The following is a 16,956-nucleotide window of genomic DNA, read 5'->3' on the forward strand; positions in this document are numbered from 1 at the left end:
TTTTCTTAGTCGAGTAGAGTTAGTTACCCTGCAATAAAAACTTCATCATCTGGAAGACGTAGCTGATTGTACTTCATTGCCATTGTTAAAATTCCCGATAAGCCTGCTAGAAATTCATATTGTCTATCACCATCATCACAAGCAATAGTTATGGTGTAGGAAAAAATTCCTTGTTTATGTAATTGAAAAAGAGCAGCAGCATTAGTTCGAGGACAAATAATTACTCCTGGTAATAGATGTTTTGACAATGCTTGTAATGCAGTTGTTGGTTGTATTGATTCTCCAATACTGCGGACAACTCGACAATTTTTGAAAGCCGTTAATTTATTTATCTCTGTATTAGCAAACTCCTGTCGGCTACCACAATAACGCATTCTAAAGCTCAGTTTATAGGTTTCGGTAGCACGACTTTTTATTTCGATAAAATCACCATTTTGAGCAAATTCATAATAACGTAATAGATGAAAAGGATCTAATTGAGTTTCTTCAGATTCATCTGTGACTAAATTATAAGGGTCACGAATGGGAAGGCTTTCAAACAAACTGTAACGAAAACTAAATAATGGGGCGTAGCTTATACTAAAAACCTCAGCAAATTCTTTGAGGTCAGACAATAAATCATTATGTTCTTTAAAAATCTTCTCGTATGCGTCTAATTTTGTACGTCCGGCTTGTAAATCTTCCCACTCTTCAGGGGATGTTACCTTGATAAAGGTTTTGACAAAAGCTTGACCACCTTTAAGAAATTTCCAGCCTGTTTTTAATTTCTCTAAAGATTCTTTAGCAATGTTTTCCGCACCTCGTAAAACTTTCATTCTGTGGCGATAATCTTCCCAACTACGTTTATTATCCAAAACTGATTTTAGAGTATTAAACAGTTTTGGAATTAATTCCGCATCTGGTAAATTGTCAAATACTTCCTCTAGTTCTAACAAAGGACGTGCAATTTCTAGAGAGGCTTCTGAACGCCAATAAGCTGTTAAAAAAGGTTTATCTAAACATGGAAGATTATCCAGCATTTCTTTTAGTGCTGTACGTCCTCCAGTAGTATTAAGGTCAGTTAAGCCTTCTTTCCAAGCATCAGCAGGTAAGTAAGCAATAGCCTCTGAATCAATATTAGTTACAGATTTACCTAAAACGCGCCCAACTCTACCAATTCTCTGCCAAAATGCGGCGCGATCGCGTGCTGAAAAAATCAACCAGTCTAAATTTTGTCGTCTTGGTTCGGGATGTCTTTCAAAGTTAAATCCTACATCTACAGTGCTAGTAGCTAAAATTATTTGGCGCTGCATAGCCCTTTGTCTATCTCGTTTAGGTGCAGGGCCAGTTATCCGTCCTATATAATCGCTAAGTCCTTGTTGCCGTAACAAATCTGATAAGCGATTAATATTATCTAAAGAATCAAGAATTATTGCACCATTTTCATGCGGCCTTTCTCGAAAACGATGAATAACTTCTGCGGCTAATTCTGCTAACCACTCATCCTTACTTTCTGGTTTTGGTCTTAATTCCAGATTAACCGCTGTCTGTGATGCTAAAAGATTAGTATTACCCACTTCTCCATCAATTCTCGCTATTCTTACGCCAGCCTGTTTTAAATTTTCTAAAGCTAACTCACAAGCTGGTTCTGGTGTTGCTGTTAGCAATACAACCTTTCTTCCATGTTGAAAAAAACGAAAAACATGAGAATAGGCAAGATAAAACAGCATTCCTACTAGCTGTTTTGCATCGTAGAGATGAAATTCATCAAAAATGACTGTAGAAAATTTTGTGTAAAAACCAGCAGCAATATTACCTCTATCAAGCTGGTTATATGCAAAAAAAGTTGCATAGTAGAAAGTATCAGGATTTGTTACCAATAGTATTGGTGTATTCGCTCCAACATCATCAAAAACAGTAGCAGGATTCCGCAAAATATTATATAACTTTTCTCCTGAACGCCTACCAACTTTATCCTGCGGCCAGCTTTTAACATCTTTAGCCGAAGCTGATTTAACTACATGAGGTAAGTTAGCATCGCGCACAAATTGTTTTGCGGCTTCTGTTTGCTGTTCAATTAAAGCATTAGTTGGGGCAATGTAAACAGCACTTTTATTAGGCTGATGTTTTAATACTGTTAATCCTGCTTTAGTTTTACCTGTGCCAGTTGGTGCTAAATCGAGGATAATATCTGCATCCTTAGATTGTTCAAATACATCTAGTTGATGTTGAAGTGCATTCCTAATGAAAGATATTTTATCTGGCGATGCACAAGCTGAAATACTACGTGGTTCTAATCTGATAACAAATTTTTGATTACTCATTGCTACTTTCTCTACCGCAAAAATGTAATCCTGCTGGTACAATCATTTCTCCAACCTGCCAAGCAGCACCTCGAAAACGCAGATTTTTAATGATGGGCGCAGGAGGAATAGAAATCAAATCGAAAGCTAAAGTCTCTATTTGCTGTGGTAAATCAGCAACATTGAGATAATTTTGAGTTTGATATTCACCTTCTGGTAGTAAAGTCACAGGAAATTCATTGACTACTTTCACTTTAACTTTACTCATGAATTTACCAACGCGAATATAAGCAGGTAATTGATGATTCCCAAATACCAAAGTTTGAAATTTATTACCGCGTTCAATCATTCGCAGTCTTCCAGTTTGGGGAAAATTACTCGGTCTAAATGAATTTGGTTTTTTCCCTTGGCGTTGTAATGGTAAATCTTCTCGCGCTATCGCAACTCGGTTATTAGTCATTGCATACCAATAAGCATCAGAAAGAGCATTAAAACGTTCAAATCTGAATGTAACTCTGCCTATAGGTGAAGCTGGTAAGATATAAAAATCCCGTACTATTGGTTGTAAATCTTCTTTGTAGGTTGGTCGTCCTGTAGCCTGACCTTGGAGGCGATAGGGGGAATTTACCAAACCTAAAGCATAGGTAAGAGCATAATTCCCAATTACCCCCTCAGTGTAATAGGTATCAGACAACTCCCTAGAGGCAAAAAAGACTGGTTCAAGACAGTATAGTTCAACAAGTTTTGCCTGCTGAAAAGGAATTGTTGACATAATCTAACTCTCAACTTCAACTGGTGTATTTTTGCCTTTACCTTTAGCCTTTTTCTTCTCAGCTGCTACCTGACGGAAAGGTTCATAAGATTGGCTTAAACGTTTGAGGAAATTATCACGTTCTGCTTCTGACCAGTGAGTTTCTACATCAGTTATTAAATCTGTTAATTCTGATTCAGATAATTGCAAAGATACCCCTCTCTTGTTTTGCCAATTTGCAATTACTTGCTTGCAAGCTGTACTTAATTGATTAATGTTCAAAGGATGTTCTAAAGGCTTACCTAAAACATCATAGGTAGCTTGTACAAGTTCCAAAGAACTAGGAAGTTCGGTAATACTGCCAAACGCACCTAATATTTGATTTTCCATACGTCCCACACGACTGGAAACTGCACCATAACGACTGGTGAACAGAATATTACCGATGATGTAGCGCAGTTCATCAGCAGTGACATCTTTTAAGGTGACTACATCTAGAAAATGCACACCTGGTTTGATATATTCGCTAGTGTTTAAAGCTGTAGATGCGTTACCTTTTTCATCACGCATTGTGCCATTTTCGTAGATGGCGTTAATAGTGCGATCGCCTACGACATCACTAGCAGGTAAAATACTAAAAGCGTCCTCAGTCCAAATGCGGCTTTTCTGTGCGCCACCCCCACCAGCAGCGAAACCGTAAAGGAAACAATCTACGCACATTTCGCAAGGTGAATTAGTATTTAACGAACACAGAGAACCATCTTTAATGTTAGTATATAAAAGCTCATGCGCTCTTAAATGCTCTCGTCCATAGCGTCTTTCTGGTGCTACTTGTTTACGTTTAGTCATTACTAAACGTTGAATAATATTGTCATTGCTAACACCAGCTTGCACAAACTCGCTACATAATGGTTCGCCTGAACCTTCTGTACGAAAGATGGTTTCAGAATGAGTTGTTCGTAAAACTACTAAAGTGATGAAACGTCCTTTTGGGAAGTTTTCATAAGTAGTTGCCAGAACTGACGAAAGCTTTTGAATTGACATGACAAACTCCTGATTGATTATAAAGATGTAGTAGCTTCTACAGATTCGTTATTAGGCTTACTCTTTAGTAGAGCATCTGCTTCTTCAAAGAAGAACAAGTAAGCCGCTTCCAAAGTTTTTTGATCGGCTAAAAGTTTTTCTGGTCGTGATTGATAAACCTCTTCATAGAGCTTTCGTAAAACTGCATAGTAGCGTTTGATTTGTTCATACTTAGTTTTCTTAACTCCATGTTCACGAATTCGGTCTAAGCGAGTATGGTATTGCTGTACTAATGCAGCAAACATTAAATCTAAATCCATATAGGATTTATGTGAACGAACAGCTGCGGTAAACTTGGCAAAAGGTTCTACTAATGATGTACGTTTATCACGAGAACTTCCCCATAGTTTCGCTTCAGATGCAATTGCAGCTGATTCTTTGAGATATTGAGTTAATAGCGTGTTTTCATTACTTGGCATAAGGTTTAATAAAGTATTTAGCGGGATAGAAATGCGACTCCAAACTAGTCGAAAATTTGGTTCATCTTGCTCTCGTAAAGCCCAACGTATCAAAACGTAATAAAGCTCAATCGGTCTGACACAAGCACGCGACAAATCATATAAGCAATCATCGGCTTTTTGAATACTTGCCACAGATATTGCTAGTTTGCCAATACAGCGTAGTCTTTCAAGAATTTTTTCTGCATCTTGTCGCTGCTGATATTGTCCACTTCCTAGTAAAGGTTGTAGTGCAGCAGGAATTCCTTCTACTCGTCCATAAATATCATTAAATAACTCAACTTCTAAGTTGCTACTAAGAGTAAAAGGAAAGCCAATATCTAAAGACAACGATATTTCTAAACCTAGCCTCAATGATTTCAGTAAAGCTAAGGAAGCATTAGCATCTCCCCAACCAATAGGGGTAACTATATTAGAGTGAACAAATTCTCGACGTTTAGGTAGTGCAAAGCCAACAACTTTGTTAGCAGTAAATTTCAAAATTCCATCTCGATATAGTTGAAGTTCATCAGCGGCTACAGGCCCTCCCTCAGCATTAGTAGCAACAAGTTCATCTATATAGTCTCGCCATATTCTCAAAAACTCTGGACAAGCACCTTTGGGTAAAGAGAAATGTAAATAAAGTGGGTCTTGTTTTTTAACCGCCGGAAAATTTGCCCCAACTGCCATCAATTGATAAGCTAAAGCTGCAATTGAATCTGCTTGTCTTTTAGGTTCTGCACTAATACCACCTGGCAAGCGGTTAGAAAAAGCTTGTACTTTTGTACCAGGAGGCATATTATCTGAAATTAGTTCATCTATATCAGTAGATGTAAAACCTAAAGAGCATCTTTGTCTAGGATTTGCTTCTACATAAGCATTTAAATCATTGGCCCCATTTAATCGAATAGCAAAAGGTAAATTTACCATTCTGTTAACGGCTGCAACTATTTCCTCAGATACCTCTATTTCTTCTGAGGTTTGTGTACTTTCTGTTCGTAGTTGAAAAGATTCTTTTAGAGCTTCTTTAATACCATCAATTCCCTTAACAGCAGCCTTAGCAGCAAATAAAGGTCGCCCATATTGACCGTTAAACGGCTCAATTGCAATGCGCTGTTGTTCAGAAATTCCAGTATGAGTAGCAATTTTATCCCATACTTCTTTGGGGCTTAACCCAGCTTCACGATAACTGAGATAAGCTGCTTTCAAGCCTTCAGATATAGCAAATTCTTCTGAATTACTTACAGGTATTAAACCAAGTTCAGCTGCTTTTTTTAATGCTTCTGTACCAGCGGCATCACCCCACTTGGTGACATCTTTAGCAATCTTTTCTGATTTATAACTAGCTTTTTTCTTTTCTAAAAGAGCCTCAACATTTACTAATACTTCATCAATATTTTGCTGGATAGCTTGTTGAGTAACTTTAATACCGTCTTTGGTAGGTCTGACCAGCCTTTCGATATTATTCCCAAAAACTTGGTCAATTTTACTTTGCCAAACAGCAGCTATTTCTTTTGTCAAATCTACATTTGGTAAAGCTTCCCCTTCAAAAAGTTCGCCGTCGGGAAAAATTGCTAAAGAATGTAAGCCATACTTTTGTAAAACTTCTTCGCAAGCACCCAGTAATAAGGCTGTAATATAACCTTTATCTTCACAAAGGCGTACTCTAAAAAGTTTACAACTCCTATCAAAAGCAACGGTTAATTCTGTTTCCAGTTTGCGAAAGCGTTTTTCATCTGGAATACCTAAATCAAACAAGTCAGCAGCCGTCAGCATAGCCGCCCAACGTTCAATATTTGGGTCTTCTGGTAGAAATCTTGCTCCATCACTTACGTTGTGGCCTGAATGGCGTTCAATCAGCTTTCTGACTAATTCAAAGTCATCTTCTGTTGCCACAAAAGGTAATACACAACCTTTTTCAAGCTGTTCCCTTAAAAAATCTTTGTTCCTAGCTAAGGTTTTTACTTTTCGTTCTTGAGGATCTAATTTATTCAGATCGTGAACAGCCGTCGCAGCCAGTAACAAAGGTCGCTTATTTTCAGGTACTTCAGCTATTCGGCTGACTGTCAAAATAAATTGGCACGCAGAGTCTAGATGTTCTGCAAGAGTTGTCCCTTTCCTGACTCCATACTGATGATGATGTGCGTGATTTTCGTAAAGTTGGGGGCGAATTTCGCTAAAATAACGCTCCTCCAAGCTTTTGGGAGGGCGATTTAAAAGCCTATTGCGCTTGATCATAATAATGCTAACTTCTATCTAGATTTAGCTCTCAAAGTCGTTATAACTTATGACTTCGCCTTCGTCGTTAGTTACTGGTTGACATTTCAAATCTGCGATTACGCTCCTCAATCGACGGATTTCGCGTTGATAGTTGTCAATCAGAACCAGACATTCAGCAATCTTGTGAGCGATATACTCCACTGAGTAGTTCATAACCTATGACCTCTTGCAGGTTGAACGACATCTACCTGCTCTAAGTATAAGCATGAATTTTGTCTAGTGTCATATAAACATTGAAGTTACTCTCTCAAACTTCTAATTTGAGGCCACATCGCGTTATATTTGTTTGTGACCCCAAATATCTTCAGAATCCCTATCAGGGATTGAAAATAGTGACATATATACATAGGGGTCAGTTTATTTTCGCAAACAAATCCCTATGAGGGTTCATCGGCCAGAGTTACTTACTCTCTGGCTTTTTTATGTCTTCTGTAATAACTCCATTGCTAAAGCATCAAAAAAATGTCATTACAATTTCATTTGAGGAAGATTATTTCTTGTATGTGTCTATGTACTTGAAAGTAAAAAGCGGATTTACAATTACAAATAAGAGTATGGCATAAATAATTTTGAAGTGCAAGTACATTTAAGGAATGCCGAGAAAAAAAGAAACGATTACACTGTCAATTCCGCCAGGAACCAAGGAGAAACTAGAAGCGATCGCCCGCAGTCTCGACATATACTGGGGTAAAGATCCTAGTATTTCCGGCTTAATAGTGGCGATCGCTCAACAATCTGTAGAAGTCGGAAAGCCTTTCACGCTTGACTCTAATCAAGTTAACGCTTTACAGCAAGCTATCAAAGCCCTTAGTGATGCAGGTCGGATTGGTGAAGCTCAAACTGTAATTACACTTTTAATAGAAAGAGGAAATTTAGATGCAATAATTCGTCAATCTCTGCTCAAGCAAGCCAGTAGACTCCTACAAGCATGGCAAGAGCAAATAGATAAATATAGGCAAAATCAACAGCCCTTTCACCTGCTTTATGAAAATTCTCAAGGGCAAGAGCTACTGTACACAGTACGTTACGCAGAACCACGCTTCTTTGATAAACGCTTTTATTTAATGATTTGGTGTGAAGAAACAGAGGATGTAGAAAATTTGATTCCTGATTTACCGGAACTTTGGCACAACCGCAATTTAACCTTTGATAAAATCCGTTCAATCGTAGCCGCAAGTGGCAAATGGCGAGAAGAGGGATTAGGTTATGTCAAAGTGTACTTGCACTTTCGAGGCTGGATGGTAAAGTCCTATCAACGTAGGGAAGATGACTTAGAAGACGAAATGATTGGAGATGTGCGTCAAGTGGTGCGGCGGGTTGTCAACGAGTTTTGGTTAATTCGAGAAGTTGCACGGTATTGGGAAGATTGCGTAATTGTCTCACCTGAGAGTTTACGCGATCGCCTAAAACAAAAACTGTTAACCTTATGCGAGTTGTATGATATCGAAACCAAGAGTTAAATCTTCTATAGAGGTGAAGAAGTACAGAGTACCTTGATGCCAAAGTACTTATACTGGCTAACTCCTCAGTCAATATCCGATCGCCCCCACACTTCTCAACATATACTTTAAAGAAATGTGACATTTAATTGCGCTATTGTAAAAATCAGCTTTACATCAGTTGATTTATGAGCCAGTCTGAAGATACTACAGCCCAAGCTACTGCTCTGACTAACCACGATCGCAAACCTATTCATATACCTGGCTCTATTCAACCTCATGGCGTACTATTAGCACTCAATACTCAGCTAGAGATAGTGCAAGTCAGCAACAATACCCAAGAATACTTGGGTAAAGAGCCAGAAGATTTGCTCACTCAACCGCTGGGCTGTTTGCTGGACGCCAGAAAAGTGGAAGCTATTAAGCAGTGCTTGGTAAAAAAAATTGGTAGTTGTAGTGCTTTAAAAGTATTAATCAATACTTCTAATGGCGAACGATATTTTGACGCTATTGTTCATCGCACAGAAGAGGCTGTAATTGTCGAGCTAGAACCGAGAGACTCGGAATCGGAGTTGAGTTTCTTGGGCTTTCACGATTTGGCGGGTGAAGCGATCGCGAAAATGCAAAGCACATCGAATCTGATAGAATTTTTGCACATCGCAGCAGAGAAACTTCAAGATATCATCGGTTTTGATCGCGTGATGTTCTATCAATTTGACGAGTCCGGAGCTGGTTCTGTAGTTGCAGAAGTTAAACGAGAAGATTTATCACCTTATTTAGGACTCCACTATCCCGCTACAGATATTCCAGCCCAAGCAAGAGAATTATACACCCGTTGCTTGCTGCGATTTATTCCCGATTTAACTGTCGAACCTGCCAAGCTCGTTCCTACAGAAAATACAATAACACATCAGCATCTTGACTTAAGCTACTGCGTGCTAAGGAGCTTTGATTCGTGTTGTATTGAATATCATCAAAACATGGGAGTGACGGCTCTTTTGGTGATTTCGCTCATCCAAGAGCAAAAGCTTTGGGGATTAATATCTTGCCATCATCAAACACCAAAGTATATTTCTTACGAAGTGCGGAAGATGTGCGAATTTTTGGGACAGATTGTTTCTTCAGAATTAGCGCACAAAATTAGTCACTCGGAATGGGACTATGAAGTAAAGCTCAAATCGCTACAGTCTGAGTTTCTCAACTCTATTTCCCAAGCAGACAATTTTATTGATGCGCTCATCAAACCTGAAATCCGTTTGTTAGATCTTGTCAGCGCCTCAGGAGCAGCAATTTGTCTGGATAATGAAGTCACTCTCGTGGGAGCAACACCGAATATTGACCAGGTGAGGGCGTTGATTGAATGGGCAGATACTCAAGTTCATGACAACTTGTTTTCCACTGATTCTTTGCCAAAGCTTTACCCAGAGGCGCTGATCTTCAAAGATACTGCTAGCGGCTTGTTGCTACTGCGGATTTCTCAAGTGCGGCGGTATTACATTCTTTGGTTTCGTCCTGAAGTTATCCAAACAGTAAACTGGGCAGGTAATCCCAAGGAATCCATTCAAGCCCAAGCAGATGGTAGCGTGACGCTATCTGTGCGAAAATCCTTTGCGGCTTGGCAAGAAACAGTCAGATTAACTTCTCTACCTTGGAGGGCGTGTGAACTTGAGAGTGCTATGAGTTTGAGAAATGCGATCGTTGGTATTGTACTCTCCAAAGCCGATGAGTTAGCCAAAATTAATTTGGAATTAGAACGCAGCAATCAAGAACTAGCCTCCTTTGCCTATGCTGCTTCCCACGATCTCAAGGAACCTTTGCGAGGCATTTATAACTTTTCGACGGTACTATTAGAAGACTATGCCCAAATATTAGATGATGACGGCGTTGAGTGTTTGCAGACAGTAGTCTCCTTGTCTGTACGCATGGAAACGCTGATTAATGCTCTACTGCGACTCTCCCAATTAGGACAAGCACAACTGCGAGAGCAAGTAACCGACCTCAATGAATTGGTCGATCAAGTAATTGAAATCTTTCGGGCTAGTCAGCAAAACTCTGGGCTTATCGATATTCGCATTCCTCGACCTTTACCCATAGTCCAGTGCGATCGCGTTCTCGTCAACGAAGTCTTCAGTAACCTAATTGGTAACGCCTTCAAATACAACGATAAACCCGAAAAGTGGGTTGAGATTGGCTACTTAGAAGAGGGACTGGGGACTAGGGACTGGGGACTAGGAAAGAGTTTTGTTAACCCAATCCCCAATCCCCAATCCCCAATCCCCAATCCCCAGTCCCCAATCTTCTATGTCCGCGATAACGGTATTGGAATTCCAGAACATCATCTAGAAACTATCTTTCGACTATTTAAGCGGCTGCACTCTCAGGAAAAATTCGGCGGAGGTGCAGGTGCGGGACTAGCTATTGTTAAGAAAATTGTTGAGCTACACAACGGTCAAATTTGGGTTGAATCTACCTTAGGCGTTGGCTCGATATTCTATTTTACGCTCGAATAGTTTAAGATAGTCTCCAAATATATATTTTTGTTAAGTTGTTTTAAGACCACGAATGACAAAAAAACTTCATGAACCTCTGCTCGTTGTTGAGGACAGCAATGAAGATTTTCGGATGCTACAACGTCTGATGCGGCGCATGTCCGTCCAGAACCCCATACATCGTTGTACTAATGGGGATGAGGTTATAGAGTTCCTTTACCAACAAAGGAGCAATACCTACGACAAGGGCGAAAAACCATGCAACTCTCAACTAGCATTACGACCCTCTGTAATCTTGCTCGATCTCAATTTGCCAGGTATTGATGGCCGTGACATCCTGACTCGGCTTAAGCAAGACAAGATTTTCAGGGAAATCCCCATCGTTGTTTTTACTACGTCATCGAACCCCAAGGATATTGAATTGTGCTACCAAAAGGGCGCAAATGGATATCTAGTAAAGCCGATGGATGCTCAAGAACTAAAAAAGACGATTCAGGCTTTCGTAGACTACTGGCTTGAAGCGAATACGCCGCCTGTGTTGGATTAATTTGTTTATTTTCCACTGATGAGGCAGTAAGGACAAAGGGATAACAAAGAAGACGGCTTAAAGGGCACACAGACATTTTCGTCTTTGAGTCACTGTGTTTGCTTGTCTGTCTGAAATTGCTTTTCCCCATTTTCCTGTCTTTCTTGCTGCCTTGTAGTATTTGCGATCGCTTTAGGATTAGTAAAGAATTTAGTTTTTATTTATATTTATTTTATATTATTTTTAGAATTATGCAATAAACCACAATCTGGATAAAAGGGATCTACATAGCTCCCCGATCCTCATACTTAATATGTTGGACACATGGACGCTACTTATCATCGATGATTGTGCAGCAGATCGCAAAATCTATCGTCGATATCTTTTGAAAGATCCGCACCAGTCCTACCAGATTTTAGAGGCTGACTGTGCAGAAGAAGGACTTGCATTGTGTCAAGAAATACATTGCGATGTGATTCTGCTGGATTATTGTCTACCTGACAAAAGTGGATTAGAACTTTTCGATCAGATGCAGCAGGAGATATTTAAGACTTCTGTGCCTGTGATTATGTTGACAGGACGTGGTGATGAAGAGGTTGCTGTACAAGCAATGAAACGAGGTGCGCTGGATTATTTGGTCAAGCAACACCTGACACAAGATGTATTGCAGCTAGCAGTCCGCAACGCTATCAAGCAATTGTACTTGCAAGCCCAACTCCATAAAACCCGCGAACGTCAGCGCTTAATTGCTACAACGGCTCTGAGAATTCGCCAGTCTCTTAACCTAGAGCAAATTTTGAATACGGCTGTAGCGGAGGTGCAGCAACTTCTGAAATGCGATCGCGTAATGGTATATCAGTTCGCCACAGATCGAGAGGGTAAAATAGTCGCCTCCTCAGTTGAGCCATATCGCACAGCGCTACGGTGCGATGGTGCCGGGACTGGGAATAAAGAGGACACGGGGACGCAAAGAGAAGTTGGAGCGGAGGCTTCCTCCGATCCAAACTTCGGAGGACACGGAGAGAAGTTGGAGCGGAGGCTTCCTCCGATCCAAACTTCGGAGGACACGGAGAATTTTTTCCCTACATCACCGCGTCTCCCGGTCACCGTGTCTTCTTGTTTCACCACGTCACCGCGTCACCGCGTCACCACGTCTTCTTCTCTTACCGCGTCTTATCCCCAATCCCCAATCCCTCATATTTATGAGCTTGGATTATGTAATCATTTGAGCCTGAGAGAGCAATTTAACACTGACTCAAATCTCGTGGTTCCGATTAATCTCAGCAACAATGGAAATCCAACTCCCAAGCTTTGGGGTTTGTTAATTGCCCACCACAATTCATATGAACGACAGTGGCAAGCTGATGATGCTCAGATGTTGAATGAAGTATCGGTGCAATTAGCTATTGCTATCCAACAAGCGGAATTGTTATCCCAAACTCAAGCAGCTCTGGCAAAAGAAAAACAACTCAATGCATTTAAATCTCAAATTATTGGAACGGTTTCCCATGAGTATCGAACGCCCTTGACTTCAATTTTGGCTGCTGCATCGACTTTGGTAAAACACAGTCAGCAACTCAATGAAGCCAAGCAGCAGAAGTTTCTGGGAATTATTGAACAAAAAGCAAGGTATATGTCCAAACTTATAGACAATATGCTTTTGGTTAATCAATTTGAACTGGAAAAACCTAAGCTCAAGCCAATGCCGCTTGACTTACTGCAATTTTTTTCCGATTTGATAGAACAAGAGCAAGAAATAGTAGGCGATCGCCACGAATTGATTTTTAAGGTGAGTGGAAATAATCAGGGTTTTTGGGGCGATCGCGGGCTTTTACAGCAAATATTTAGTAACTTAATGTCCAACGCAATTAAATATTCTCCAGATGGAGGGACTGTAGAGTTCCACCTCATCAGCAAAGAATCACAAGTCATTTTTTCCATTCAAGATTGGGGAATTGGTATCCCGGAGGCAGAGCAAGAAAATTTATTTCAATCTTTCAGTCGGGGAAGTAACGTTGATACAATTCCTGGTACCGGTTTAGGGCTAGCGATCGCCAAAGCTTGTGTAGAGTTACATGGCGGTAACATCACTTTATCCAGTGAAGTAGGACGAGGGACTACAGTTACAGTCACCTTACCAAAGGTATTACCAATAGGTCAACTTTCGCCATAGTCAGAATTCATAATTAAAAGGCAATAGGCAACAGGCAACAGCCAATAGGTAAAAACCGATTCCAATTAGGAGATTTTAAAAATGACGCATTAAAATATATAGGCAACCCACCTCGTTTCAAAGGTTAAATTTTCTCCATATTAAAAAAAATCATGGGGTTTGTATCCATTAGACTTCTTGCATAAATAATTTTTTGTCTCACGCAAAGGCGCAAAGACGCAAAGAAGAAGTCGAAAATAAGGACTTTTGCAAGAGGTCTATTATTCCATCTGTTTATTTTCACTATTGCCTCTTGCCTGTTGCCTCTTTTCTAATCTCGAATTTCGATTTTAGTAATCAGCCATTCTTTGATTGTTTTTCCACAAGGTTCAGCACTTTGGCAATCATTGACATCTTCTAGTCCATAAAATAGATTTACATTTTTATTAACGTATTTATCTGGTTCGCAAACATCAAATGTTGCACCAACGCTTTCATGTAATTTACCATTGCGATCGATAACAGAAACATAGCATTTTAAATGACCATTTTGCATCTCTTTAATAGTACCAAAGGTCGGATTATCATTTTTAATTGAATCATTAATTGGTTTTGGATTATCCTGCTGAGTTAGCTTTTGTGTATTCCCTGAATTCGATTTAGAATTACTTTGGCTAGCTGTTACAGTATTTTCTTGATTAAGTTTATTTTCTTGAGAAGTACTGTTACTAGAATTACCACAACTCCCAACCAAGATAGAACAAAGAAGCAATATAATAGTCAAGATTGTTTTTTTCATATTATTCATATCCATGAAATTGCAATTTTTAAGACTTTTGATACAGGATAATTCAGAACTAAAACAGAATTTACACCCAGCTTTCAAGCTAATCTAGTCTACTTCATTAACTTCAAATCTGCTGTATAATACAAAAATTAAATTATATTGATGTTTTCAGCATTTATATAAACTTTAAAAAGTGGAAGTATTGATTTTGTGTTATTTCAAGGTTTTCTCAACTTAAACAAACCATTTGACTGGACTTCCCACGATTGTGTGGCGCGGGTGCGAAAATTGTTGCGCCTCAAACGCGTGGGACATGCAGGAACTTTAGATCCAGCAGCTACCGGAGTGTTACCCATTGCCTTTGGTAAAGCCACCAGATTATTACAATATTTACCAGAAAACAAAGCTTACAAAGCGACAATTCGTCTGGGTGTGCGTACCACAACCGATGATTTACAAGGTGAAATTATTAATTCTCAAGCTTGTGGGGAATTGAGTTTAGCACAAGTAAAAACTGCGCTATCAAAATTTCAAGGCAAAATTGAACAAATTCCACCAAGTTACAGTGCAATTCAAGTGGATGGAAAACGCCTGTATGACTTAGCGCGTCAAGGTAAAACGGTGGAAGTTCCAGTGCGGACAGTGGAGATTTTTCATATCGAAATTTTGGATTGGCGGCAAGGAGATTTTCCAGAATTGGATGTGACGATCGCCTGCGGAAGTGGTACATATATTAGAGCGATCGCTCGTGACTTGGGTGAAATTTTACAAACTGGTGGCACCCTTGCGGCGTTAATTCGTACCGAAAGTAGTGGTTTCCATTTAACAGATAGTCTCACCTTGACAGATTTAGAAACACAACTACAAGCCGGAACATTTCAACCTATTTCTCCAGACACACCATTACAACATTTGTCATCTGTTACTTTACCACTAACATCTGCTCAAAAATGGTGTCAAGGTCAGCGAATTTCTCTAACTGTCGATGTTTCGGGAATAGTGCGAGTTTATGATGAAGAGACTCGCTTTTTAGGTATTGGAGAATTACAAAACGAAGCGTTGATCCCCCAGATGGTTTTTGAACCGATTTCTTAAACTCAGCCTATTTAAATAATTAATTTCGGCGTCGTTCAATAAGTTGAATTACGTAAAAGCAATATATTTATTGTTATTTTTTTAACTTAGATTAAAATTAGCAAGTCTCTGTTATTAAGTCTAATTGAATACTAGAACCCTTGACTTCAAGCGGTATGACACAATTAGAAGAACAGGAGAACAAATTGCTATGAGACACAGGCTAGAGCGAATTGAAGGGTTTTCAAAAATCACAGGTTTGAAAACTGAAAATCAACGTATTTTAGAAAATTTATTCGGCAGACAGGAGAAGGGCGAATAATGAGCGATCGCCACAGTTATACTACTAATGCTGCAAATCTCAATATCTACATCCAAGGTCAAGGATTTCCCATTTTAGCCTTACACGGTCATCCTGGTTCTGGTCGTAGTCTTTCTGTGTTCACCAATCATTTATCAAAACGCTACAAAACTTTTGCTCCAGATTTACGTGGATACGGCAAAAGTCGCTGGAATGGTAAATTTGATATGAATGACCATTTGAGCGACTTAGAAGTGTTGCTAGATCGGTTTGAAATTGAAAAATGTTTAGTATTGGGATGGTCACTTGGCGGTATTCTGGCAATGGAACTGGCATTGCGTTTGCCAAAGCGGATTACGGGTCTGATTTTGGTAGCGACAGCCGCAAAACCCCGTGGTAGCCATCCTCCCATCACTTGGCAAGATAATTTATATACTGGCGTTGCAGCCCTACTGAATTATATAAAACCGAGTTGGCAGTGGAATATTGAAACTTTTGGCAAGCGATCGCTTTTTCGTTATTTAATTCAACAACATACATCTACTAGTTACAGCTATATTGCCACCGAAGCAGTGCCCGCATATTTGCAAACTTCTCCTGCTGCGACTCGCGCTCTTTATAGCGCAATTCAAGCAGGTTATGATAGACTTATAGACTTGCCACAAATTCAATGTCCTAGTCTAGTACTTGCTGGCGTTCAAGACCGTCACATCACAGTTGATTCCAGCCTAGAAACAGCTCGACACCTCAACAATTGCCAGTGGCAATCCTACCCCAATACCGCGCACCTTTTCCCGTGGGAAGTTCCCCAACTAGTACTGAGTGACATTGACCGTTGGCTGGAAGAACATCCGCAAATCATAGGACGCGGGGACATAGGGACGGGGTGACGCGGGGAAAAAAGAGGACGCGGTGAAATTAAGAAGATGCAAAGAAGGGAAAACCAGGAACGAGGCGATAAAAAATTCCCCGTGTATTTGTGTCCCCGCGTCCCCGCCTCCCCGCGTCCCCGCGTCCTCTTCTCTTGCCTAAATTAAATTTGACCGCCAAAGGCAGGCTGTACTTTGCGGTCAAATCTTTCCCCCAAGTCTTCAGCGATTGTTAAAGTATTGGGTTTGCAGCGTTTGACATTTACAACAATTCCCTGCGCTCCTTCGATTTCCAAATCTTCTATGTATCCAACGCTGGCGGATTTTGCCTCAGAGTAATTCAGAAATGGCCCGAAGTAGTATGTGCAGCGGGGATTTTGCGTTGCAATTTCTACCCACCAAGCCAAGCCGAGGTAGTTGAACGTATTAATCAACCCTTCCTTGAGATTATGCCAAATGGTTTTCATGGTTTTCGCTGATTTGTAA

At 40.0% G+C, this 16,956-nt stretch carries 13 protein-coding genes; 6 read left to right on the plus strand and 7 right to left on the minus strand.

The genetic code is table 11. The annotated features are described in order from the left end of the window. Positions 1-23 precede the first annotated feature (23 nt). The 5 genes from cas3 to H6H03_RS17515 are packed head-to-tail and all read right to left on the minus strand — an operon-like array spanning position 24 to position 6,986. Positions 24-2,303, minus strand: coding sequence for a type I-D CRISPR-associated helicase Cas3' (gene cas3, locus H6H03_RS17495; protein ID WP_190956350.1), 2,280 nt, complete (start codon positions 2,301-2,303; stop codon positions 24-26). After that, a complete protein-coding gene (gene cas5d / locus H6H03_RS17500) occupies positions 2,296-3,054 on the minus strand; it encodes a type I-D CRISPR-associated protein Cas5/Csc1 (RefSeq protein ID WP_190956351.1) in 759 nt (252 codons plus the stop codon). The genes cas3 and cas5d overlap by 8 nt, the downstream gene beginning before the upstream one ends. Before the next feature lie 3 nt (positions 3,055-3,057). Further along, on the minus strand, positions 3,058-4,077 hold the full coding sequence (cas7d, locus tag H6H03_RS17505; RefSeq protein ID WP_190956352.1) for a type I-D CRISPR-associated protein Cas7/Csc2: 1,020 nt from the start codon (positions 4,075-4,077) through the stop codon (positions 3,058-3,060). Between the two features lie 17 nt (positions 4,078-4,094). Next, the gene (locus tag H6H03_RS17510; RefSeq protein WP_190956353.1) at positions 4,095-6,791 is read right to left on the minus strand and encodes a CRISPR-associated protein Csc3; all 2,697 of its coding nucleotides are present in this window, start codon (positions 6,789-6,791) and stop codon (positions 4,095-4,097) included. A 24-nt stretch (positions 6,792-6,815) separates the two neighbouring features. Continuing rightward, positions 6,816-6,986, minus strand: coding sequence for a hypothetical protein (locus H6H03_RS17515; protein WP_190956354.1), 171 nt, complete (start codon positions 6,984-6,986; stop codon positions 6,816-6,818). Positions 6,987-7,426: 440 nt separating this feature from the next. Between H6H03_RS17515 and H6H03_RS17520 the strand changes: the two genes are divergently transcribed. The 4 genes from H6H03_RS17520 to H6H03_RS17535 all read left to right on the plus strand — a co-directional run bounded on the left by H6H03_RS17520 (position 7,427) and on the right by H6H03_RS17535 (position 13,460). After that, positions 7,427-8,293, plus strand: coding sequence for a WYL domain-containing protein (locus H6H03_RS17520; protein ID WP_190956355.1), 867 nt, complete (start codon positions 7,427-7,429; stop codon positions 8,291-8,293). A gap of 167 nt (positions 8,294-8,460) precedes the next feature. Then, a complete protein-coding gene (locus H6H03_RS17525) occupies positions 8,461-10,782 on the plus strand; it encodes an ATP-binding protein (protein ID WP_190956356.1) in 2,322 nt (773 codons plus the stop codon). 52 nt (positions 10,783-10,834) lie between these two features. After that, positions 10,835-11,308, plus strand: coding sequence for a response regulator (locus H6H03_RS17530; RefSeq protein WP_190956357.1), 474 nt, complete (start codon positions 10,835-10,837; stop codon positions 11,306-11,308). Positions 11,309-11,600: 292 nt separating this feature from the next. Then, a complete protein-coding gene (locus H6H03_RS17535) occupies positions 11,601-13,460 on the plus strand; it encodes an ATP-binding protein (protein WP_190956358.1) in 1,860 nt (619 codons plus the stop codon). A 310-nt stretch (positions 13,461-13,770) separates the two neighbouring features. Here H6H03_RS17535 and H6H03_RS17540 read toward each other — a convergent pair whose 3' ends face one another. Next, positions 13,771-14,238, minus strand: a complete 468-nt coding sequence (locus H6H03_RS17540) for a hypothetical protein (protein WP_190956359.1) — start codon at positions 14,236-14,238, stop codon at positions 13,771-13,773. A 198-nt stretch (positions 14,239-14,436) separates the two neighbouring features. Here H6H03_RS17540 and truB point away from each other — a divergent pair, with 198 nt between their 5' ends. Together truB and H6H03_RS17550 are read left to right on the plus strand one after the other, a co-directional pair. Continuing rightward, positions 14,437-15,321, plus strand: a complete 885-nt coding sequence (gene truB / locus H6H03_RS17545) for a tRNA pseudouridine(55) synthase TruB (protein ID WP_190956360.1) — start codon at positions 14,437-14,439, stop codon at positions 15,319-15,321. 300 nt (positions 15,322-15,621) lie between these two features. Further along, complete coding sequence (locus tag H6H03_RS17550; protein WP_190956361.1) at positions 15,622-16,491, plus strand: alpha/beta fold hydrolase; 870 nt, start codon at positions 15,622-15,624, stop codon at positions 16,489-16,491. Between the two features lie 143 nt (positions 16,492-16,634). Here the strand turns inward: H6H03_RS17550 and H6H03_RS17555 are convergent, their stop codons facing one another. Then, positions 16,635-16,937 (minus strand): DUF1816 domain-containing protein, encoded by a 303-nt coding sequence (locus H6H03_RS17555; RefSeq protein WP_190956362.1) that lies wholly within the window; start codon positions 16,935-16,937, stop codon positions 16,635-16,637. Between the last annotated feature and the right edge of the window lie 19 nt (positions 16,938-16,956).

It is taken from the genome of Nostoc paludosum FACHB-159 (assembly GCF_014698835.1).
Lineage (GTDB): Bacteria > Cyanobacteriota > Cyanobacteriia > Cyanobacteriales > Nostocaceae > Nostoc > Nostoc paludosum.